General features: G+C 63.1%; 15 protein-coding genes. All 15 read left to right on the plus strand.

Annotated elements, in window-relative coordinates; all coding sequences use genetic code 11:
* Positions 1 to 237 precede the first annotated feature (237 nt).
* Positions 238 to 594 (plus strand): NADH-quinone oxidoreductase subunit A, encoded by a 357-nt coding sequence (locus NZM16_RS05955; protein WP_295448731.1) that lies wholly within the window; start codon positions 238 to 240, stop codon positions 592 to 594.
* Between the two features lie 181 nt (positions 595 to 775).
* Entirely contained in the window at positions 776 to 1,990 is a 1,215-nt protein-coding gene (gene nuoH, locus NZM16_RS05960) for an NADH-quinone oxidoreductase subunit NuoH (RefSeq protein ID WP_295479282.1), read from the plus strand.
* A gap of 150 nt (positions 1,991 to 2,140) precedes the next feature.
* Positions 2,141 to 2,641, plus strand: a complete 501-nt coding sequence (locus NZM16_RS05965; RefSeq protein ID WP_295448725.1) for an NADH-quinone oxidoreductase subunit J — start codon at positions 2,141 to 2,143, stop codon at positions 2,639 to 2,641.
* 160 nt (positions 2,642 to 2,801) lie between these two features.
* The gene (gene nuoK / locus NZM16_RS05970) at positions 2,802 to 3,110 is read left to right on the plus strand and encodes an NADH-quinone oxidoreductase subunit NuoK (RefSeq protein WP_295448722.1); all 309 of its coding nucleotides are present in this window, start codon (positions 2,802 to 2,804) and stop codon (positions 3,108 to 3,110) included.
* Positions 3,111 to 3,129: 19 nt separating this feature from the next.
* Positions 3,130 to 5,274, plus strand: coding sequence for an NADH-quinone oxidoreductase subunit L (gene nuoL, locus NZM16_RS05975; protein ID WP_295448719.1), 2,145 nt, complete (start codon positions 3,130 to 3,132; stop codon positions 5,272 to 5,274).
* Positions 5,275 to 5,448: 174 nt separating this feature from the next.
* A complete protein-coding gene (locus NZM16_RS05980) occupies positions 5,449 to 6,993 on the plus strand; it encodes a NuoM family protein (protein WP_295448716.1) in 1,545 nt (514 codons plus the stop codon).
* A gap of 67 nt (positions 6,994 to 7,060) precedes the next feature.
* Entirely contained in the window at positions 7,061 to 8,620 is a 1,560-nt protein-coding gene (locus NZM16_RS05985) for a NuoM family protein (RefSeq protein ID WP_295479285.1), read from the plus strand.
* Between the two features lie 32 nt (positions 8,621 to 8,652).
* A complete protein-coding gene (locus NZM16_RS05990) occupies positions 8,653 to 10,104 on the plus strand; it encodes an NADH-quinone oxidoreductase subunit N (protein WP_295448709.1) in 1,452 nt (483 codons plus the stop codon).
* A gap of 360 nt (positions 10,105 to 10,464) precedes the next feature.
* Complete coding sequence (locus NZM16_RS05995; RefSeq protein ID WP_295448767.1) at positions 10,465 to 10,773, plus strand: AtpZ/AtpI family protein; 309 nt, start codon at positions 10,465 to 10,467, stop codon at positions 10,771 to 10,773.
* A gap of 20 nt (positions 10,774 to 10,793) precedes the next feature.
* Positions 10,794 to 12,119 carry a F0F1 ATP synthase subunit A gene (locus tag NZM16_RS06000; RefSeq protein WP_295448706.1) on the plus strand — a complete coding sequence of 442 codons (1,326 nt, stop codon included), beginning with the start codon at positions 10,794 to 10,796 and terminating at the stop codon, positions 12,117 to 12,119.
* 216 nt (positions 12,120 to 12,335) lie between these two features.
* Entirely contained in the window at positions 12,336 to 12,596 is a 261-nt protein-coding gene (atpE, locus tag NZM16_RS06005) for an ATP synthase F0 subunit C (protein ID WP_088570111.1), read from the plus strand.
* Positions 12,597 to 12,630: 34 nt separating this feature from the next.
* Positions 12,631 to 13,365 carry a F0F1 ATP synthase subunit B gene (gene atpF, locus NZM16_RS06010; RefSeq protein ID WP_295479287.1) on the plus strand — a complete coding sequence of 245 codons (735 nt, stop codon included), beginning with the start codon at positions 12,631 to 12,633 and terminating at the stop codon, positions 13,363 to 13,365.
* Positions 13,366 to 13,780: 415 nt separating this feature from the next.
* Positions 13,781 to 16,270, plus strand: coding sequence for a DUF2298 domain-containing protein (locus NZM16_RS06015; protein ID WP_295479290.1), 2,490 nt, complete (start codon positions 13,781 to 13,783; stop codon positions 16,268 to 16,270).
* Positions 16,267 to 17,898 carry a hypothetical protein gene (locus NZM16_RS06020; RefSeq protein ID WP_295448696.1) on the plus strand — a complete coding sequence of 544 codons (1,632 nt, stop codon included), beginning with the start codon at positions 16,267 to 16,269 and terminating at the stop codon, positions 17,896 to 17,898. Before NZM16_RS06015 ends, NZM16_RS06020 begins: the two co-directional genes overlap by 4 nt.
* A gap of 397 nt (positions 17,899 to 18,295) precedes the next feature.
* The gene (locus tag NZM16_RS06025; RefSeq protein ID WP_295479293.1) at positions 18,296 to 21,673 is read left to right on the plus strand and encodes a flippase activity-associated protein Agl23; all 3,378 of its coding nucleotides are present in this window, start codon (positions 18,296 to 18,298) and stop codon (positions 21,671 to 21,673) included.
* Positions 21,674 to 21,802 lie beyond the last annotated feature (129 nt).

The raw sequence follows: 21,802 nt of genomic DNA on the forward strand, positions 1-21,802 counted from the left end.
TGGGGCGCCGCCGAAGGCGGCGCCCCAGCCCCAAAGCATATTTTCAGGGGGAAGGGACCTGGTCCGCTTCCAACTCCCAGAGGCGCCCAGATCGGAATTGATGCCTGAAGTTGCCCATAGCGTAACTTCTATTTCTGGAGACGAAGGCTAAGATAGTCCTAGAGCGCCTTGATCTCCATCCGGACACATGCTATAATCGCCACGTGTTTGTGATACTTGCAACAAGGGAGGCGGGCCGTGCTTCAAGGATATGCGGTGGTCGGCCTGTATCTTCTGCTGTCCTTCGCCCTGCTCGGAGTGGTCTTGCTCCTCTGGTGGTTCCTGCGTCCGAAGAAGCCCAATCCCCTTAAGCTGGAAACCTATGAGTGTGGCGTTCAAACCGTTGGGGATGCCTGGGTCCAGTTCCGCGCTCAATACTATATTTTCGCCCTGATCTTTGTGTTGTTTGATGTAGAGGCGGTTTTTCTCTTCCCGTGGGCAGTCGCCTATAATCAGTTGGGCCTGTATGCGGTCATCGAGATGGCCCTGTTCCTGCTTCTGCTTCTAGGAGGGTTGCTTTACGCCTGGCGCAAGGGCGCGCTGGAATGGGCGTAATTCAGACAAGCTCTAAGACCTGAAAGGTTTGGCGGGTGGACGGGGCCGCCTCGGATGGCCCCGCCCGCCAAGCATAATGGATGAGAAATTGCGCCGATCGCCTCTCCATTGGGGCTTAGGGTGCGGAGCCGGGCGCCTTCGGCGCCGCACCCTAAAAGGATTTTTTCCTGTGAGGTTGAAGATGGCCCAGATCTACGATTTCATTTACAACTTATTTCCCTATCTTGGAGCCTGGCTGCGCGGCCTGCTTCAGAGCTGGGGGCTTCCCGAAGATGCGATTCTCTTAATCATTGGATTAATTAAGGCCTTTCTTCTGGCGAACTTCGGCCTCATTGGGTTTGCGATTCTAACTTATGTGGAGCGTAAGATTGTCGCCCGTTTTCAGGATCGCTTAGGCCCCAATGTGGCAGGCCCCTATGGGATCCTGCAGCCGGTGGCGGACGGGATCAAGCTGTTGACCAAAGAAGATACCATGCCGGCGGGGGCGGATCGATGGGTCTATAATCTGGCGCCACTGATCATCGCCACGTGCGCCCTGGCGCCGCTGGTGGTGATCCCCTTCGGACCGGGAGCGGTGGGAGCGGATCTCAATATCGGCGTCCTTTACGCCCTGGCGGTGGGGGCAGGGGCTCTGGTGGGCGTGCTGATGGCCGGATGGGGCAGCAACAATAAATACGCGCTGCTGGGCGCCTTCCGGGCGGTAGCCCAGTTGATCAGCTATGAGATCCCCGCGGTGTTCAGCGTCGTTGTGGTCGTGATGGTTGCGGGCACGATGTCCACAGTAGGAATTGTGCTTGCCCAGGATGTTCCTTATCTATTTGTGCTCCCCCTGGCCGCGTTGGTTTTTCTGATTTCAGGGGTGGCGGAGGTAGGGCGAACCCCCTTTGATCTCCTCGAGGCGGAATCCGAGATCGTGGCGGGCTTCCACATCGAATACAGCGGTATGAAGTTCGCCCTGGTCTTCCTGGGCGAGTTCATCCACGCCCTGGTGGTCTCCGCGCTCTTTGCCGTTCTTTTCCTGGGTGGGTGGCGTGGGCCCTGGTTGCCGCCGTATCTGTGGACCCTGATCAAGATGAGCGTCGGGATCTTCCTGTTCTTCTGGCTGCGGGCGACGCTTCCCCGTATTCGGATCGATCAGATGCTGAATCTGAACTGGAAATTCCTGACCCCGCTGATGATTCTGAACCTGATCGGTGTCGCCCTGGTGGATAAGGGCCTGCGGGCAGCTGGGGCGACCGGTGGGCTCTGGGCGGCCGGGATGTTCGCCTTCAACATGGCGATGCTGATCGGCGCCCTGGGCATTCCCGGCTATCTGGGACATCGGGCGCGGATGGCCGCGATGGCTTCGGCTTCCGGGGAGGAGCCGGAGGCCCTGGAAGCCGTGGGGGCTCATTAACCCCGGCAATCTGGGAATGATCCTGTCCCTCCTTCCCACGCCGCGAAGCAGTGCGAGAAAGGGGGCAAGGAAAAAAGTGGATGGCGGGGTGGGCGGCGCAGCCGCCCGTCCCGCCACCCCAAAACCCCATGTTGAAGGAGCACGCTGGCAATGACCCTGATCCAGGCCGTTTTTGTTCTGTTTGCTATCCTGACCCTGGGAGCGGGGTTATTCACCGTTCTCAGCCGTCATCTCTTCCATGCGGTTCTCTATTTGATTCTCTCCTTAGTTGGGGTGGCGGGCCTCTTCGTCCTGCTGGAGGCGGAATTCCTGGCCGGGGTGCAGGTTCTGATCTATATCGGGGCGATCTCTATTCTCATCATTTTCGCTGTGATGCTCACCCGCGGAATGGCCCGCAATCCGGGTCCCCCATTGAACAATCAGAGCCTGGCGGCCGCGGTGATCGCCGGGCTCTTTTTCGTCCTCTTAGCTCCGGTCATCGCGGGTTTCCCGTGGCCCCAAGCGACCCAGGGAGTTCCCGCTGACGCCATTGAAGCCCTGGGCCGCTCTCTGGTGGATCCCAATCAGTTCGCGCTGCCGTTTGAGCTGGCCTCGGTGATGATCCTGGCGGCGTTGATCGGGGCGATCTTCATCGCCCGGGAGAAGCGTTAAGGGCCTGTTCGAACCCCCATTTTGATATGAAAGTGCTCGTAGGGAGAAGAGGGTGGGGCCCCGCTGTCTCCACCGGACCTCTCCCGACCGCGGAGCGATCGGTTTTGCGGATAGGCTCGGATAGGGCCCATGAGATGAGGCATCCATTCGGAGGTTCGGAATGGTTCCCCTAACCTGGTATCTGCTGGTGGCCACCGCGTTGTTTTGCATCGGTGTTTATGGGGTGCTGGCCCGACGCAATGCCATCGCCATCCTCATGGCGATCGAGTTGATGTTGAACGCGGTGAACCTGAGCCTGGTGGCGTTCTGGCGTTATCTCCATCCCACCGCGACCACCGGCCAGGTCTTCGCCCTTTTCGTGCTGGTCGTTGCGGCGGCGGAGGCGGCCGCAGGCCTGGCGCTGATCATCAGCATTTATCGCAATCGCGAGACGGTCGATGTCGAGAACATCGATCTCCTGAAGGGCTAATCCCTCGAGGTGGAGACGGATGGAGAATCAGGGAACGCTCCTGCCGTTGCTGGTGGCCTTGATCCCCTGGCCGCCCTTTATCGCCTTCGGCCTGATCGCTCTGTTCACGAACCGCTGGAAGCGCCTCAGCCATACCCTTGCCATTCTCTCGGTGGCGATCTCTTTCGTGCTCTCCCAAATCGTGTTCTGGACCGCCATCCGCACGGAGCATCTGGGGGAGCACCCCATCGCCCTTCGGATCCCCTGGCTCCCGGTTGGCCCTCGTCCGCTGGAGTTTGGCGTGCTGGTGGACCCGCTGGGGGCGGTGATGCTGTTCATGGTGCCTCTGGTCTCGCTGATGATTTTCATCTATAGCGTGGGCTATATGGCCGGGGATCCTCACTACAGCCGCTTCTTCGCGCTCCTCTCCCTCTTCGAAGCGGCGATGCTGCTCCTGGTGGTGGCCGACAATCTGCTGATGCTGTTCATCGGCTGGGAGGTGATGGGCTTCTGCTCTTATGCCCTCATCGGCTTCTGGTATCGAAAGCCCTCGGCCTACCGCGCCGCTGTGAAGGCGTTTATGACCACCCGGGTAGGCGACGTGTTGATGCTCCTGGGCATCGCTTACCTTTATGCCCAGACTGGGACCTTGAATTTCCATGACATCCTGCGCAATCCGGAGACGTTGAAGACCCTGGCCGAGACCCCCTCCTATGTGGCGGGCCTGTCGGTGGCGGCCCTGGCTTCGCTGTTGCTGTTCGCCGGGACGGTGGGGAAGAGCGCTCAGTTCCCGCTCCACGTCTGGTTGCCGGATGCCATGGAAGGCCCCACCCCGGTCAGCGCGATGATCCATGCGGCTACGATGGTTTCAGCGGGCGTCTATACCACCATCCGGATGTTCCCTTTGCTTCAAGCTGGCCAACATGGTCTGGGTGGCGAGACCGCTTTCTGGGTGGTGGCCCTCATCGGCGCCTTCACCGCTTTGATGGCGGCCACGATGGGCGTGGCCCAGAATGATATCAAGCGGGTGCTGGCGTATTCCACGATCTCCCAGCTCGGCTACATGCTGGCGGCCGTGGGCATTGGGGCCTATGTGGCTGCGGCCTTCCACCTGATCACCCACGCCTTTTTCAAGGCGTTGCTCTTCCTAGGCTCCGGCTCGGTGATCCACGCCGTCGAACATGGGCACCATCACGCCGGTCACGGGCACGGCCATGAGGAGCCCTTTGATCCCAACGACATGTTCAATATGGGGGGCCTGGCCCGACGCATGCCGGTGACCTTCTGGACCTTTGTGGCGGGTGGGCTGGCCCTGGCGGGGTTCCCGCTGATCACCGCCGGGTTCTGGAGCAAGGATGAGATCCTGGCGGAGGCCTTCCACGGTGCTTTTGAGAAAGGGGAACTGCTGCCGTTGCTGGTTTTCCTGCTGCTGGTGGCGGCGGCTATCCTGACCGGTTTTTACACGATGCGCCAGATCGCCCTGACGTTCCTCGGCGAACCCCGCACGCCTGCGGCCGCCCACGCGGAAGAGAGCCCGGGCTCGATGATCTTCCCCCTGGTCTTCCTCGCTTTCTTCGCTGTCTTCGGGGGGTATGTCGGAGTGCCCGAGGGATTCCCTGGGCTGGCGGCGCTGACCGGCGGCAACTGGTTCCACGATTTCGTTGGGGAGACCCTGCTGGAACACCCCAAGGCTCCGCCCTTTAATCCGGCACCTGTTGTGCTTTCTTCTCTGATCGCGCTGGCCGGGCTCTTCCTGGGATGGGTCGTTTACGCCCGTCGTCCCCTGGCTGCCGGGGAGCCGGATCCCCTGATCCGCCTGGGCCCGATTTATATCTTCCTTAAGAACCGGTGGTATATCGATGATCTCTATCAAGTCCTCTTTGTCCGTCCGACGCTGTGGCTGGCGGAGCGCGCGGTGGCCTTCTTCATGGACCTCAAGGTTATCGATGGGTTCCTCCACGGGGTCGCCGATGCGGTCTGGTCGATGGGGGGCGCCCTGCGCCTGTTCGATCGAGTGGTGGTGAATGGCATCGGCGATGGGATTGGGGAAGCCGTGAAGGCCGCCGGCCGCGAACTGCGGACCCTGCAGACCGGCCTGGTCCAGAACTACCTGCTGGTGGTGGTCCTGGGGGTCCTGGGCTTCATCGTTCTCTACACAGTGGCGCCGATGCTGCGGGGATTCTGAGAAGGGAGGGCCGTCCACGAATGGGGCACGAATAAACGAATGATTTAGGGGGTATTAGGGCTCTCAACGATGGCAGCGATGGATGGCCCTTCCTTTTGCCGGTAGGGGATATTCCGTTAGGAGTTACGCAAGGCGACCTTTGATCCCGAGTCATCCCAACGAGGGAAGCGAGCGATGACGCTGTTCGGGTATCCGATCCCGATCCTGACCCTGATCACGTTCACCCCTTTGCTGGGCGCGGGGATCATCGCCCTGACCCCGCGGGATAGTGTTCGTCTGCATCGGGGGCTGGCGCTCTTCTTCAGTTTGATCCCCCTCGTTCTCTCCGCCTGGCTCTGGTTGAATCTCGATCTGGACCAGCCCGGGTTCCAGTTTGTGGAGCGAGCGGTCTGGTTCCCTCAAGTGAATGCCAATTACTATCTGGGGGTCGATGGCCTGAGCGTTATGCTGATTTTCCTGACCGCTCTGCTCACCCCGCTGGGTGTTCTGGTCTCATTCAACATCACAGAGGATCCACGGACCTACTTTGCGCTCTTCCTGGCCCTGGAGACGGGGATCCTGGGGGTCTTCGTCAGCCTGGATCTCCTGTTGTTCTTCCTGTTCTGGGAACTGGGGCTGGTGCCCATGTATTTCCTGATCAACAACTGGGGAGCGCCGGAGCGGCGGCATTACGCGGCTTTGAAGTTCATTCTCTATACCATGGCCGGATCCCTCGGCCTCTTGCTGGGGATCCAGCTCATCTGGGCCGCTCTGGGAGGTATGCAGGGAGGAACCTTTGATCTGCTGGAGGTCAGCCGGCGCTGGCCGGCCCTCCAGGGGACCCTGGCGGGGGTCCCGATGGAGGTGGTGAAGGCCATCGTCTTCTGGGCCTTCGTCATCGCTTTCGCGATCAAGGTCCCGGTATGGCCGTTCCACACTTGGCTGCCTGATGCCCACACGGAGGCGCCGACAGCAGGTTCCATGATCCTGGCGGGGATCCTGTTAAAGCTGGGCGCCTATGGTTTCCTGCGCATCGTTTTCCCGCTCTTCCCGACGGAGTCCACTCGCTTCGCGATCGCTCTGGCTCTTCTCGCGACGGCCGCTATCGTTTTCGGTGCCTATGCCGCGCTGGGCCAGCGGGACTTCAAGCGGCTGGTGGCTTACTCCTCGGTGAACCACATGGGCTTCGTGGTGCTGGGAATCGCCGTGGCGGGCTACGCGCTGGGCAACCCGGCGGTTCGGGATTATGCCCTCATCGCGGTGAACGGGGCGGCCCTGCAGCTGTTCGCCCACGGCCTCTCCTCCGCGGCGATGTTCGCGCTGGTGGGGGTGGTTTACGATCGGACGCATACCCGCGATCTGGAGGCTTACGGGGGGCTCTGGACGCGGATGCCGATCTATGGGGGGATCCTGATCTACTGCGCGATGGCTTCGGTGGGCCTGCCCGGGCTGGCGGGGTTCGTAGCCGAGTATATGGTGGTGCAGGGCTCCTGGCCGGTCTTCACGACCCTCACGGCGATTGCGATGCTTGGGCTGTTGATCACCGGGGCCTTCATCACGAAGGCCATCCAGAAAGTGCTCCATGGGCCGCTGAACCCGCGCTGGGCTCGTTTGCCGGAGATAAGCGCCCGCGAGATCTTGGCGGTGGCCCCTCTGATGGTCTTCATGCTGCTAACGGGCCTGTGGCCCGCCTGGATCGTGCCGACGTTGAACGCAACGCTGGCACGGCTGTTCGGATGATGCCTTAGAGGATGACTCGCCGTCGTATCGATCTCCTGTATCTGATCTCGTCTCGGGAGCATGAGGGATGACGATCCCATCGGTGTCCATCCCGATTCTCAGCTTCATCGTGTTCACGCCCCTGGTCGGGGCTTTGCTTCTGCTGCTCATCCCGCGCCATCAAAAGGAGGCAGCGCGGGTGTTCGCGGCGACGGTCTCCGGCTTCACGTTGCTGCTGGCCCTCTGGGCGTTTCTGGCTTACGACCGGGCGGCCGGAGGGTATCAGTTCGTGGAGCGGATGTCGTGGCTCCCCGAGCTGGGCATCCATTATTACGTTGGCGTGGACGGCGTGAGCCTGCCGCTGGTGCTGCTTTCGGCTCTTGTGCTTTTCACCGGGGTGCTGGTGTCCTGGAACATTGAGGATCGCCCCCACGAACTGTTCGCCTTTATGCTGCTTCTGGCCAGCGGCATCACGGGGGTCTTCGTAGCGCAGAACTTAGTGCTATTGTTTTTCTTCTATGAGATCGCCATTTTCCCCAAGTATTTCCTGATCGCCATCTGGGGCTCCACCCGCAAAGAATACGCGGCGATGAAGCTGGTCCTCTACACCCTGGTGGGCTCCATCATCGCCCTGGTAGGCGCGTTAGCTCTCTATTTCGTCTCCCCGGTCCGCACCTTCGATATGGATGTGCTTCGGGAGCTGGCCGCCCGGGGAGCCTTCGCCCAAACGGTGGAAGTGTTCGGCCAGGTGGTGCGCTTTGATTATCTCTGGTTCCTTCCGGTTTTCCTGGGCTTCGCGGTGACAGCGGGCCTGTGGCCGTTCCACAACTGGGTGCCGGACGGCCACTCGGCGGCGCCCACGGCGGGCTCCATGTTCCTGGCCGGGGTGGTGATGAAGGTGGGCGCCTACAGCGCGCTGCGGGTGGGGATCGAATTGTTGCCCGGTGGGGCGGTTTACTGGCTGCCGGTGGTGGTCTTTCTGGCCGTGGTCGCCGCCCTCTATTCGGCCGCGATCTCGCTGGTGCAGGAGGATCTGAAATACGTGATCGCCTTCTCCAGCATCGGCCACATGGCCTTTGTGACCATCGGGTTCGCGGCGATGAACGTGACCGGGCTGACAGGGGCGGTCCTCCAGATGTTCTCGCACGGGGTGATGGCGGCCATTCTGTTCGCGACGGTCGGGATGGTCTATGATCAGGCGCATACCCGTTATTTGGCCCATCTGGGCGGTTTCGCTCGAGCGATGCCGATGGCCACCTTGGGCTTCATCCTGGGCGGCCTGGTGGCGATGGGGATGCCGGGCTTCTCCGGCTTTGTGGCCGAGTTCCAGGTGTTCGCCGGGATCTGGGCGGCCCGGGATACGGCCTGGTGGTATCCCTGGGTGGCCATCTTAGCGGCGCCCAGCATCGCCCTGTCCGCCGCCTACATCCTGCGGGCGCTCCAGGCCACGTTCTTCGGGGAGCTGGATCGGTGGCGATATCCCCATGTGGGGGATGTCACCGCGCTGGATAAGGTGGCCATCGTCACCCTGGCGGTGTGGTTCGTCCTGATCGGCGTGTTCCCGCGGATCATGACCGATATGATCCAGACCGGTGTGGAGCCCATTGTCGCCCTGCTGCAAGGGGCAATGGTCGCCTCCATCCGTTGAGGATCTCAGCGCGCACAGAGGAGGAATGACCGATGGAATTGTCGTGGTGGGCGCATCTCTGGTCGGTTTTGCCGGAGATCGTGCTGGTGCTGGCGGCCGCCCTGATGATGGCTGTGGATGCCTGGCTTCCAGAAGGGCGCAAGCGAGAGCTGGGCTATTGGGCGATCGGTGGGCTGGCGGCCGCCCTAACGGTGACCGCGGTCCAGGCGGCCCAACTGGCTGGCGGGATCGCGGTGCCCTATGAGGCCTTTGGGGGCTCGGTGCGGGCGGATCTAGCGGCCATGCTCTTCCGGGTGATCTTCCTGCTCGCGGGGATCCTCACGGTGGCCATTTCAATGGATTTCCGCCCCCTTCGCCAGAGTGGGGAATACTATATCCTCCTCCTCATCTCCGTTCTGGGGATGGGGCTGATGGGGGCGGCGGTCAATTTGGTGATGCTGTATCTGGCGCTGGAGACGGTGGGGATTGCCCTTTATCTGCTGGCAGGATATCTGCGAGATACGCCTCGATCGGCGGAGGCTGGCTTAAAGTATTTCCTGTTTGGTGTCTTTAGCTCCACGATTATGCTTTACGGTCTGGCGTTGATTTACGGTTTCACTGGTGAGATCGCCTACGCCCGCATTGCCCAGGCGCTGGCCGGGCTGCCAGCGCCTGCGGTGATGGCTGCCCTCCTATTGATCCTGGTGGGCTTCGGTTTTAAGGTCTCCGCCGTGCCCTTTCATTTCTGGACCCCCGATGTGTATGAAGGGGCGCCAACGCCGGTGACCGCTTTCATCTCTGTGGCCTCCAAGGCGGCAGGCTTCGCGGTCCTGATCCGGGCGATGATTGAAGCGTTCCCCACCGCGCAAGCAAACTGGGTGGCGATCATGGCGGCCCTCGCCTTCGTCACGATGACGGTGGGGAACCTCCTGGCCATCCCGCAACGGAACCTCAAGCGGCTGCTGGCGTATTCCAGCATCGCCCAGGCGGGTTACATCCTGATCGGGATCGCCGCGGCCAGCCCGCTGGGGGTCGCCGCCTCGATCTTCTACCTAGGGATCTACACCTTGATGAACATCGCCGCCTTCGCTGTCGCGGTCATCATGACCAATGTGACCGGAAGCGAGGAGATCCGGGATCTGGCCGGGCTCTCCCGGCGCTCGCCGGGGCTGGCCCTGGCCATGCTGGCCGCGCTGCTGTCCCTCGGCGGGATCCCGCCGCTGGTGGGCTTCTTCGCCAAGCTCCTCGTCTTCGCGGCGGCGATCGAGAGCGGTTTGCTCTGGCTGGCCATCGCCGGGGTGCTGAACGCCATGGTTGCATTTTATTATTACATCATGGTGGCCCGGGCCATGTATGTGGACCGCTCGCCGGAGGAGGAGAAGCCGGTCTGGATCTCCCGCCCCGCCCGATTCACCCTGTGGTTCACCGTGGCCGGGGTGCTGCTATTGACGGTGCTGGTGTATCCGCTTTATCTGCTGGCCCAGATGGCGGCTCAGGCTTTTTAGTCGGGGGTCGGGGACGGGCGAACTGCCTTCAACAGCCCGCCTGGTCCCAAGAGCGATCTTAAAGAATATTCTGGAGTGCGGGACCGGGGGCTGAAGGCCCTCCGCCCCGTGCCCAAAGATATTATGGAGTTACGTGGTTGGCTCCGTCCCCCAAGGAGATCTTTTATCCCCTCTTGGGGTAGGGAAGTGTAGAGGATGGAGCCCTTCCTACTGGTCCGACCGGTTCCCAACGACGGAGCCCCATATGAAAAGCAGTGTCCTAGGGTGGATTTTCAAGGCTGACCCTTGTCAGGAGTATGGGAGGAAAGGTATCATATTAAGGCCGCTTTTTGTGACGAGAGGGACAGACAAAGGGTGACGATGAAAACGCCTGGGCGCTGGTGGATCCGGGTCTGGAATCTGGCGCTGGCGGGGGCGCTCTCTCAGATCGGTTTTATCCCCGTGGTGGCGGTGGTGGGAGCGATGCTGTGTGGGCTCTGGCTGGATCTCCGCCTGGGGACCCGGCCGGTGCTGACCGCGGCATGCATGATCGTGGGCGCGGCCCTGGGATTGGTGGTGATGGTTCGCGCGGCGATGACGGCCGCCGCTCAGTTTCGCATGGAGCCGCCCAGGAAACCGGAGAAACCGGAATTGGGTTCCTCCAGCCCCATGGAGGAACATCCATCTTAACAGGAGGTTCGATCGCGGCGATGGGCAAGCTGATCCGACGGATGGGTCCCTATTTGCTGCTTGGGTTGATTGTCCTGCTCTCGTGTGGGGTGGGAGGGCAGGCGGCCCTCTGGTTGCTGGGGGGGCTGGGGGATCTTCTGCGGGGAGCAGGGGCAACATTCCTGGCCTCCGCAACGGGTTTGATGGGGATCCTCCTCATCGATGCCCTGGTGATCGCCCTGGTCGTGTGGGGCCTGCGAGACACCCGGGTGATCCGTTACTTCCAGACGCTGGTGGTGGTGCCTCTGATCCTGGGGTTCGTGCTGGGGACCTCTCTGTTCTTCGGCACGTTAGGACAGGGGCTCCCAGTCGGCGGGAAGCCCGTGAAGGCGGTTCTGCCGGTGATCCTGGTCAAACCCGAGCCGCTGACCGGGCCGTTGTTCTTCGGTGCTCCCCTCACCAATACGATGGTCGCTATGATTCTGGTGGATCTGGCGGTTCTGGGGTTGGGTCTCCTGGCGGCCCGGCGGGCCGGGCCGCTTCCGCCACCGGTTCGGGGGCTGGGAGTCCTGGTGAATCTCTTCGAGTTCATGGTGGAAGCCCTCTATGAGAACCTGGCCCGGGTGGTGCTGGGCCATCGCGCGCGCCAAGTCTTCCCTCTGGTGGCTTCGATTTTCCTGATGGTGCTGGCTGCCAACTGGCTGGGATTGCTCCCGGGCTTCGATTCGATTGGAAAAGTGGAGCCGGCTCACGGCCATGGCGGAGGCTATGCGGTGATCCACTGGGGGCCGCTCACCCTGCTCACCGCGGAGCCGATCGCTCCGGCGGAAGCGGCGGGCCATGAGGCTCACCCGGAGCCGCACGATGGAAAGGACAAAGAGAAGAAGGCCGGGGAGCACCCGGAAGCCCACGGCGAGGAAGGCTTCGTGCTGGTCCCCTATCTGCGGGCCCTGAGCACGGATCTCAACTTCACCATCGGGCTGGCGCTGGTGGCGGTCTTCATGGTGCAGGTGTGGGGCGTTCGCGCCCTGGGGCCGGGCTACTTCTGGAAGTTCTTTAATCTTCGGGCGCTCCGTCGTGGCTTCATGGGGGTGATTGAGTTCCTGGTCAGCCTGTTAGAGCTGATCAGCGAGGTGGCCAAGATCGTCTCCTTCTCGTTCCGATTGTTCGGGAACATCTTCGCTGGCCACGTGCTGTTGGGGATCATGATCTTCCTGCTCCCCCTGCTGGTTCCCGCTGTCTTCTATGGGCTGGAGATCTTCGTCGGGCTTATCCAGGCGTTCATTTTTATGATGCTGACCATGGTGTTCATCGCCTTGGCGACGGCTGGGCATGGGGAGGAACACTCTGAAGGGCATCATTCATAATCCGGTGGTCCTTACTTGTTTGGGACGGGTTGCGCTTCCTGATGCTGAAAGTAAAGTAAAAAATCCCCTCTCCCCACGGCCCTCTGGACCGTGGGGAGAGGGGAGAAAGGGGGAAGGGGCTATCGCTCCTCGAACAGGCCTCCATCCCCTAAATCCCCAATTCATAACTGTGTCGAAGCACGATCTAAATTCTAAACTCACTCGGGAGGTTTAAAGATGCTGGGGCTGATTCTGGCGCAGGAGATTCTCTCGCCGCAGGCTTTGAGTGTGCTGGGAGCGGGTCTGGCGATCGGTCTGGGAGCGCTGGGCCCTGGGATCGGCATCGGCCTTCTGGCCAGCGGGGCGCTGCAGGCCATCGGGCGCAATCCGGAGGCAACCCCTCAGATCCAGCTGAACATGATCCTGGCCATCGCCTTCGCGGAAGCGATCGCGATTTACGCGTTGGTTGTGGCGTTGCTGTTGAAGTTCGTTGCCTGATCTCTGTTCACCCCCACGGCTCAGGAGGCTGGCGTTGGAGGCCCTTGGGATTAATCCCATTTATCTGATCGCCCAGATCCTTAACTTTCTGTTGATCTGGTTCCTCCTGTCCCGGTTGGTCTTCCCGCGGGTGTTAAGGGCGCTGGAGGAGCGGCGGGCGTTGATTGAAAAGGGGCTGGAGGACGCGAAGGCGGCGGAGCAGTTGCGGGCGAGCATGCAGGCAGAGCGCCAGCGTATCCTGGAGGAGGCGCTGGCCGAGCGCCAGCGGATCGTCGCAGAGGCGGTCCGCCAGGCTGAACAACAGCGCGCCCAGATCCTCTCTGAGGCGCGGACTGAGGCCCAGCGCATTCTCGAGGTCGCCCGGGAGGAGGCGGAACGGGAGCGGGAACGGATCCTCGGCGAGTTGCGCACGCAGATTGCAGCCCTGGCCCTGGCCGCTGCCCATCGGGTCGTGAGCGACGCGCTGGATGAGTCGCGTCACCGGCGTCTGATCCAGGAGTTCTTTACCGTAGTCCCTTCGAAGGTCCTGGAGGAGCTTCGCGGTCTGAAAGGGGATCGGGTGGAGGTCATCAGCGCGATCCCGCTGCAGGAAGAGGAGAAGCAGAACCTCCGAAAGGAGCTCTCCGACCGCCTGGAGCTCGCCGGCGATGTGATCTTCCGGGTGGATCCCACGATCCTGGGCGGGCTGGTGATCCGGGTGGGCGATCGCATCGTGGACGGCAGTGTCCGCACCCGCATGGAAGGGCTGCGGGCGACCCTGATGGGCTGAGCCAGCGGCGATCACATGGGGGCCTTCGAGGATCCTACGGGCCCCCGATTTTTTGTTGTGGGACTACCCTGGTCTTCCGGATCTCTCCCCGCCCATCGGCCGGAGGGCCTTGGGCGGGGAGAGAAAGCATCCTTCGGAGAACGGGGCGCGCCCCGTATTCCGAACGCTCAGAACATCACGAAGCGATCAGGACTTCCCCGAAGAGGCTGGCTCATCGCTACGGCATCCGCCCACGCATCCCCGCTGGCTGGCGATCGCAAATGGGGTGGTGCTTCCTTGGTAACTGATCGCACCCCCGATTTCGCAGGGAGTTTTGGACGGGCGAGGCCGCCGAAGGCGGCTTCGCCCGTCCAAAATCTATCAAATCTCCCCTCCTTGAGTCCCGAAGGCGAAGGGCCTCGGGGAGGGGCCATGGATGCCCCACTCCTCATCCGTTAGCAGCAAAACACTACCGCAAATGGTTCCGTCGGCTCTTTGGTGGTTATTGCTGGTCCTCATCGGCGCATCGGCCTGGCCCCTGGCGTTTGTGATCTTCCGCCCCCTTCCGGATCGCGGGTTGGCTCTGGCCCGCCCGCTGGGTCTCCTGATGATGGGCTTTGTCTGGTGGTGGGGGGGGAGCCTGGGGATCTTCCCCGCCTCTCCGGGAGGAGCGATCGCCGCCTGGGGGCTGGTCCTGGGCCTCGGGCTCTGGCTGGCTGGGCGATCCGGCGAATCCCCATGGCGCTGGCTGTGGGCTCACCGCGGCCTGACCCTCTTCTACGAGCTTCTGTTCGCCATGGCCTTCTCCGGCTGGACGCTCTTCCGCGCTTACAACCCCGAAATCACCTACACCGAGAAGCCCATGGAACTGGCCTTTCTCAATGCGGTGGTCCGGGCGGATCGCTTCCCTCCCCACGATCCATGGTTATCCGGCTTCGCCATCAGCTACTATTATTTCGGCTATATCCTCCTGGGCTTCCTCACGGAGCTTTCCGGCCTGCCGACCCGCCTCACGTTTAATCTCGGGGTTTCCTCCTGGTTCGCGCTTACTCTGCTGGCGGCGGCAGGTCTCGGATGGAATCTCTGGGCCCTCTATCGCCCGGCGCGCCGTCGCATGGCCTGGGCGGTGGCGCTGCTCAGCGCCTTCTGGATCGGCTTGGCCGGGAACGGCGAGGCGATCCTGGACCTGGCCCACGCGTGCGGCTGGATCCGGGATCCAGGCTTCTGGGCCTGGCTGGACATCCCGGAGCTAAATGAGCCGCCCCCCGCGCGACCATGGCCCTCGTGCTGGCCTCCCGCGGACCGGGTGTGGGCGTGGTGGCGGGCCTCCCGGGTGGTGCGGGATTACACACCCGACGGCCAGCATCAGGAGGTCATCGACGAGTTCCCCCAGTTTAGCTTCCTGTTAGGGGATCTGCACCCGCATGTGCTGGCGCTGCCCTTCACCCTGATGGCGATCGGATTGGCCCTCGCCGTCTTCCAGGCCGCCCAACGGTTCCCCGGCCTGTTCTCCCTCGGGGAGTGGAAGACCCTCCTCCGCTTCCTCCAGGACCACGGCCCGCCATTCTGGATATTCCCGGTCGTCTTCGGCGGTCTGGCCTTTCTGAACACCTGGGATTTCCCGATCTATACGGGCCTTCTGCTGGCCACCTGGGCGCTGGGCGCATGGGCAGCGGAACGCCCTCCTCCGTCCTGGCAAAGGGAGGTCCTCGGGCTGGCCGGGGGCATCCTGGGGCTCGGGGTGTTGTTGTATCTGCCGTTTTATATGGGGTTCCGCTCTCAGGCCGGCGGGCTTCTTCCTAATCTTTACAACGGGACCCGGTTGCCGCAGTTTCTGGTGATGTTCGGCTTCCAAGCCGTTGGCTTGATTCTCCTAATGCTGGTGGAAGCCCGGCGTCGTGGGGTGGCGGATCTGGGGCGCTGGGGCAAGCGAGTCCTGTTGGGCGTTCTGGGTCTGGGGCTGGTCCCGGTGGGGCTGCTGGTGGGGCTCTACACGCTCGCGCTGGCGATCCCGCTTCCCATGCCCGGATCGCCGGTTCCGCTGGAGGCGCTGAGGCCGTGGGTGTATGGGCGATTGCTGGACGGCGAAGTGATCGTGAACGGGAGGCCATTCCCGGGCAGTGGCCCCTGGGTGCCGATGCTGCTGGCCGGGATGGGCGTGGGCGCCGTTGCGCTCTGGAGGCGCAGGGGGAACGTCGAGGCGTTTGTGGGTCTGCTCATTGGGTTTGGCGCGGCGCTGGCCTGGGCCGTGGAGTTCGTTTTCCTGAGGGATTTCTTCGGCACCCGAATGAACACGGTCTTTAAGTTCTATTACCAGACGTGGGTGCTCTGGAGCCTCGCCCTGGCCTGGGGGATGGGCGCCCTGTGGGAATGGGGAAAGGGTGCGCGTCCGCTGCTGGCCGGGTGGTTCAGCAGCATGATCGCGCTGGCAGCGCTCTATCCCGCCCTGATGATCCCCATCAAGGCGGACTTCTTCGTTCGCACGCCGACTCTGGACGGGTATGCGTATCTGGCGCAATGGGCGCCGGATGACCTGGCGGCGATCGACTGGTTGAACCAGCACGTATCGGGTGCGCCGGTGATCCTGGAGGCTCCCGGATGGCGCGGGATCTCGTTCCAACCGGAGTTCGGGCGCTTCGCTGCCCATACCGGTCTGCCGACGGTGTTGGGCTGGGCAGGCCACGAGCACCAGTGGCGGGGCTCCTACGCCGAGATCGCCCGCCGGGAGCCGGATCTCCAGGTGCTCTGGGAATCTCCAGATCTGGAAGCGACCCGGATGTTGCTGGAGAAGTATAACATTGTCTATGTGATCATCGGCCACACGGAACGGCGGGAGTTTCCTCCCCAGGCGTTACAGAAGTTCGAGCAGCTGATGGATCCGGTCTTCCAGAGCGGCGAGACGGTGATTTACCGGAGGCGGGAATGAGGGAGGGGTTTGAAGGGCGCCGCTGGCCGGAGGCGCTGACCCTGGGCGGGCTGTTCGCACTGGCGCTCCTGTTGCGGGGATGGGATCTGGGGGTTCGGCCGGCCGCGCCGATGGAGGCGGCCCAGGCCTGGGTGGCATGGCGCGGCGGCGTGCTGTCACCCGGGGGCAGCCCGCTGTTAGCGGGCTGGAACGCCACGGTTTTTGCGATCTTCGGGCCCGATGAGGGATGGATGCGTTCGGGCGCGGCGCTGGCGGGTGCCCTTGGGGTCGTGGCCCTCTGGGCCCTCATGCGCCCGATCGGCCTGGCCGGGGCGATCGGGGCGGCCTGGCTCTGGGCCGTTTCCCCCACGGCGCTGATGGCCTCCCGCTTTCTGGATGGCGGGATCGTTGCGGCAGCGGCGCTGGCGGCAGCCCTGGCCTTATGGCGGATTCCCCGGCCAGGGCGCTGGATCGGGATCGCCGTCCTCCTCGGCGCGGGGGTGGCGGCGGGGCCGGCGTTCTGGACCGGTAGCCTGATGCTGTTGCCGATTTTCTGGTTGCTTCCACCGGAGCCGGCTTTTCCTCGCTGGAAGGCCCTGGGGCTCTTCGGGCTGACGGCGTTGCTGGTCGGCGCGTGGGGCGGATGGCGGGGAAGCGGGACGCGGGAGACGGTGGAAGGCCTCTCGGCTTGGCTTGCCGGCTTCGCCCCGGAAGGTCTTCCTGTGTGGTGGGAAGCGATGCGGACGTTCCTTTCTGGGGAGGCGCCGATCCTGGCGCTGGGGCTGGCCGGGGGAGCCATGGCCATCCATCGACGGGATCGCTTCGGGACGGCGTTGACGATGGCCGCGGGGATCGGGATCGGTTTACAGCTCATCCGGTTCCGCGCCCCGTTCACCGAACATGCTGTGGCGCTGATCCCGTGGGCGGCGCTGGCGGGGTTCACGGCGCAATGGGTTTGGGAAGCGGCGGAACCGGTCTGGCGATCGCAGCGAACGGCGGTTCTGGGGACGGCGGGGATCGGCGGGCTCGGGCTGGGCACCGTCGCGGCTTTTATGAATCTTCAGGTGGGAACAGGGGAGGCACGCGGGCTGGTCCTCATCGGGGTGCTGGGGCTTCTGGGGCTTGGGGTCTGGATCATCGGGGGCCTGTTGGAAAGGGAAGAGGGGAAGGATTCGGGAGGTTCCTTTCGGGGATCGTGGATTCGGAACCCAGCGGCGATCGGGATCGCGGGGATCCTCATCGTCGCCCTGGGCCTGGCCCAGCTGGCCGGGGTAGCTGCCTTGGTGCGGCGGGTGGATCCGGTCGCCGGGCTCTCCCTTCCTGAGATGGCCGCGCCAGCGCTGCGAGACACCGTGGAGGTGCTACGGCAGGAGGCCGCGCGCCGGCGCGGTTGGCCCGGCGGGCTTTCGGTGGTGGTGGTGGCCGAAGAGGAGGAAGCGTTCTGGCGGTGGACTCTTCGGGGATTCGAAGTCGCCGTTCATCGCCGCCCGCCTGCTCCGGAGATCGGGGAGGTGTGGCTCACCCCGGAGGGCATGCCGGTTCCCTTGGATCCGGAGCAGTGGGTCGGACGTTCATTTCCAGCCATCGCAGATCAAGAGGGCCTGAATCCGGTCGAGCGTCGGATGGTGCTGTGGGCGCGGCTTCCATAAAAGGAGGATGCGCCTCTCGACGCGGCGGATGGCGGCTGCGTAGGGCCCGCAGTGCTCCCTTGAACCGATCGTGCTTTCGATGCGTAGGCCATCCCCCTCCCCGAGCCCCAAAGGGCCTCAAAGAGGGGAATAATCGAGGGATGTTTGCCGCCAGTTTAGAGGCGAAGCGCTCCCGGCGGACAACGCATTACGGGCGAGGGTGCTCCGGGGAGGGGCGAGGGGAACACCCATGAGCGATGAGGTCGGGAATGGCTCAACGTCCCACCCGCCTGCGATGGCCATCCCGCCTGGCTTCCGCCGTCGGATCCCCAGCTTTCCCTCATTTTTCTTCCATCCGCCTCAGGCTCCCATGCTATAATCCGCATTCGGTTCCGGATCCCCCCTCGGAGCGCTGGGAATGGAAGGCACGGCAATCGCTCCTGCGCCCTCTCGATGGCGGGCGTTGTGGATGGATCTCACGCCCCTGGAGCGCGGGGCTTACTTAGCGCTGTTCGCCGCCGCCCTCTTCACCCGCTTGTGGCGCCTGGGCGATCGGGTGATGAGCCACGATGAGAGCTTGCACGTCTTCTATGCCTGGGAATTGTTTCAGGGAAGGGGCTTCACCCACACGCCCATGATGCACGGCCCCCTGAAATTCCATCTGGACGCCTTGGCCTATCTCCTGTTCGGCGCCGATGACTTCTCCGGCCGGCTTCCGGTGGCCATCGCCGGGATCGCCCTGGTGATGCTTCCGCTCTTCATGCGCCGTTGGCTGGGACGCTGGGGGAGCCTTCTGGCCTCCTTTTTCTTCCTGATTTCCCCGATGATCCTCTATCACAGCCGCTATATCCGGGATGAGGGCCTGATGGCCCTGTGGGCCGTCCTCACGGTCTGGATGATCTTCGCGTATCTGGAGACGCGGGAGGCCCGCTGGCTGTATGGCCTGGCCGCGGTGATCGCGCTGTTCTACACCACGATGGAAGCCGCCTTCATCTATCTCGCGATCTTTGGGTCTGTGCTCTTTCTGGCCTGGAGCGTGGCGGTATTGCAGGATCCTCGATGCTCTCGGGACGATCGATTATGGCTGGGGGTAGGGACCGGGTTGCTTGTCCTGGGGGGTGTCGCGACGCTGGTTGGATTGGAATCCGGACGGGAAGCGATCCCCGGGGCGTTCGTGTGTCGGCCGGAGAACATTCCGATGCACGGCCGGTGGATCGCCCTGGTTGGGGGGCTGGTCGCCCTGGTCGGGATCGGCGCTTTGGCCTGGGTGCTGGCCGGGCGGTGGGGGCGTGCCCGATTGCGCGAGCAGCCCGCCTTTGATCTGATGATGGTCATCGGCGGCCTCAGCCTGTGGATGCTCCCCGCGGCAGGCCTGGTCTGGCTGAACCCGGTAGCGCTTCTGCTGACCCAACAGCCGTTCGCCTCAATGTCTCTGTTTGAAAGCGGGGCCTTCAGCGGCGTCACCGAGGAGATGATCCGGGTCCTGGTGCTGTTCCTGGTTTTCGGGGCCCTCAGCACCGGGCTCGGGATGGCCTGGGATCCGGGCCGCTGGCTGATCCTCCTGGGGATCTTCTTCGGGATCACGCTGCCTCTCTTCACCACCTTCTTCACCAACGGCGCTGGGGTCGCCACCGGTTACCTGGGCTCCCTCGGCTACTGGCTGGCCCAGCAGTGTGTCCAACGGGGGAGCCAGCCGCTTTTTTACTATTTCGTCATCGCCCCGATGTATGAGTTCATGCCCATGCTCCTCTCCCTATTAGCCCTGGGTTACTACGCGGGTCGCTGGATGGCGGACGCCCCGATCCCAGACCGCCTGGGTTGGGCGTTCCGAGGCTTCCTGAGCGCCTGGGTGATCCTCTCATGGGTCGCGTATACCCTGGCTGGGGAGAAGATGCCATGGCTGACCGTTCATCTGGCGACGCCGATGGTTCTCCTCTCCGCCGTCTTCCTGCAGGATACCCTGGGTGGGCTGGATTGGCGGCGCTGGTGGCAGGGCGGAGGCGCGATCGCCGCTCTGCTGGTGTTTCCCTTTGGGACCGCCTTCCTGGGCCTGATAACAGCCTGGCCTCAGGCCCGCCTCGCGCTCCAGACTGCGACCCTGGAATCGCTGGTGGCGGCCAACCAGGTGATCGCGGCGGCGCTGGGCATGGGGATCATCCTGGGGGTCTGGGTTTACCTTCGCCCTCGCATCGGCCTCTCCGGCCTCCTGCAATCCTTTGCGCTGGCAGCCCTGGCCGCCTTGATGTTCGCCACCCTGCACGTCTCATGGCGCTTCAGTTTCATCAATTACGACCTAGCCCTCGAGCACGGCGTCTACGCCCATGGCGGCCCGGGGGTGAAGATCGCCATGCAACAGATCGAGGAGATCGCTCGCGCCATCGGTCGGGATCAAACCGTGATCGCCTATGATAACGATAGCGCATGGCCCTTCTCGTGGTATCTCCGGGACTGGCGCTCTCGCTACTTTGGAGATACCCCGCGGCGCGAGGACCTCGAGTCTCCGGTCCTCATCGTGGGCAGCGCCAACTGGTATAAGGTGGAAAACATCCTCCGGAACACCCACGAGGCTTATCAATATCATCTCATCTGGTGGCCGATGGAGGATTATCGGGAGCTGACCTGGGGGCGTCTCTGGCGCTGGCTTCTGGATCCGGAGCGTCGGGCCGCGCTGTGGGACATCTTCTGGAGCCGGGATTACACGCGTTATGACCGGATCACGGGGAAGCAACACCGGATCGACACGTGGCCCCTCGTTCACGACTTCAAGCTCTTCATCCGGAAGGATGTGGCGGCGAAAGCCTGGCCCTTGCGTCCCCAGCAAGCCCAGGCCCCTGTGGAAACGGATCCCTATGCCCGAGTTCGCCAGGTGATCACCGCGACACTGGTCATCGGAGGGTTCGGCGCTGAACCCGGCCGCTTCAACACGCCCCATGACGTGGCCGTTGGTCCGGATGGAACCATCTATGTGACGGATGGCGGGAACCACCGGGTGCAGGCCTTCGCCCCCGACGGCCGCTTCCTGCGCGCCTGGGGGTCGTTCTGTGCCCTCTACGAAAGCGGCCAGCCGGGGTGCGTGGACCCGGATGGAGCGGGGCCTCTGCCTTTAGGGGCCGGGCAGTTCAACGAGCCGTGGGGCATCGCCGTAGCCCCCGATGGCTCCGTGTATGTGGCCGATCTCTGGAACCATCGGATCCAGCAGTTCACCCCCGACGGTCGCTTCCTCCGGGCCTGGGGAGGATTTGCTCAGGCTTCCCAGGATCCGCAGGAGAATCCCGGGCTCTTTTTCGGCCCCCGGGATCTGATCGTAGGGGGGGACCGCCTCTATGTTACGGATACCGGCAACAAGCGGGTTCAGGTGTTCACACGGGATGGTCGGTTTCTGGAAGCCTGGGGCGGACCTGGAATCTTGCCCGGCCAGCTGGATGAGCCAGTAGGGATTGCGGTTCTTCCGGACGGCAACCTAGTGATTGCAGACACCTGGAATAAGCGAATCCAGATCGTTATGCCCGATGGAACGCCAGTCCGGTCCTGGGAGATCGCCGGGTGGCTGGATCCGTCGGTCACCAACAAGCCTCACGTGGCTGTGGACGCGCGAGGCCGGATCTTCGCGACTGATCCCACCGGATTTCGTGTGCTGGTGTTCAGTGAGCAGGGCGATCCATTGTTGAGTTTCGGACAGTATGGGGAGGATGCAACCTCCTTTGGGTTGCCGCAGGGGATCGCCGTGGGTCCCGATGGGTGGATCTGGATAGCGGATGCGGGAGGGCATCGGGTGATGGCCTTTCAGGTTCCGTAACCGCAACAGGGGATGGGAAAGGACTGACGAAGCGAGCGACTTGTGAGGAGTATCACGTGTTATAATTCGGATCGGATTTTACTATGGGCGGGCTAGCGCTTTGTCCATTTTTCATTTAGGGGTTTTCGG

The sequence above is a fragment of the Thermoflexus sp. genome (assembly GCF_025055495.1).
In the GTDB taxonomy this organism is placed as follows: Bacteria; Chloroflexota; Anaerolineae; order Thermoflexales; family Thermoflexaceae; genus Thermoflexus.

Excerpts from the sequence above, each read along its gene's own strand:
- NZM16_RS06020 (WP_295448696.1), top strand. The coding sequence starts at position 16,267 with ATGAGGGAGGGGTTTGAAGGGCGCCGCTGGCCGGAGGCGCTGACCCTG.
- NZM16_RS05985 (WP_295479285.1), top strand. The coding sequence starts at position 7,061 with ATGACGATCCCATCGGTGTCCATCCCGATTCTCAGCTTCATCGTGTTC.
- atpE (WP_088570111.1), top strand. The coding sequence starts at position 12,336 with ATGCTGGGGCTGATTCTGGCGCAGGAGATTCTCTCGCCGCAGGCTTTG.
- NZM16_RS06015 (WP_295479290.1), top strand. The coding sequence starts at position 13,781 with ATGCCCCACTCCTCATCCGTTAGCAGCAAAACACTACCGCAAATGGTT.
- NZM16_RS05995 (WP_295448767.1), top strand. The coding sequence starts at position 10,465 with ATGAAAACGCCTGGGCGCTGGTGGATCCGGGTCTGGAATCTGGCGCTG.
- NZM16_RS05990 (WP_295448709.1), top strand. The coding sequence starts at position 8,653 with ATGGAATTGTCGTGGTGGGCGCATCTCTGGTCGGTTTTGCCGGAGATC.
- NZM16_RS06025 (WP_295479293.1), top strand. The coding sequence starts at position 18,296 with ATGGAAGGCACGGCAATCGCTCCTGCGCCCTCTCGATGGCGGGCGTTG.
- NZM16_RS06000 (WP_295448706.1), top strand. The coding sequence starts at position 10,794 with ATGGGCAAGCTGATCCGACGGATGGGTCCCTATTTGCTGCTTGGGTTG.
- nuoL (WP_295448719.1), top strand. The coding sequence starts at position 3,130 with ATGGAGAATCAGGGAACGCTCCTGCCGTTGCTGGTGGCCTTGATCCCC.
- NZM16_RS05980 (WP_295448716.1), top strand. The coding sequence starts at position 5,449 with ATGACGCTGTTCGGGTATCCGATCCCGATCCTGACCCTGATCACGTTC.
- nuoK (WP_295448722.1), top strand. The coding sequence starts at position 2,802 with ATGGTTCCCCTAACCTGGTATCTGCTGGTGGCCACCGCGTTGTTTTGC.
- NZM16_RS05965 (WP_295448725.1), top strand. The coding sequence starts at position 2,141 with ATGACCCTGATCCAGGCCGTTTTTGTTCTGTTTGCTATCCTGACCCTG.
- nuoH (WP_295479282.1), top strand. The coding sequence starts at position 776 with ATGGCCCAGATCTACGATTTCATTTACAACTTATTTCCCTATCTTGGA.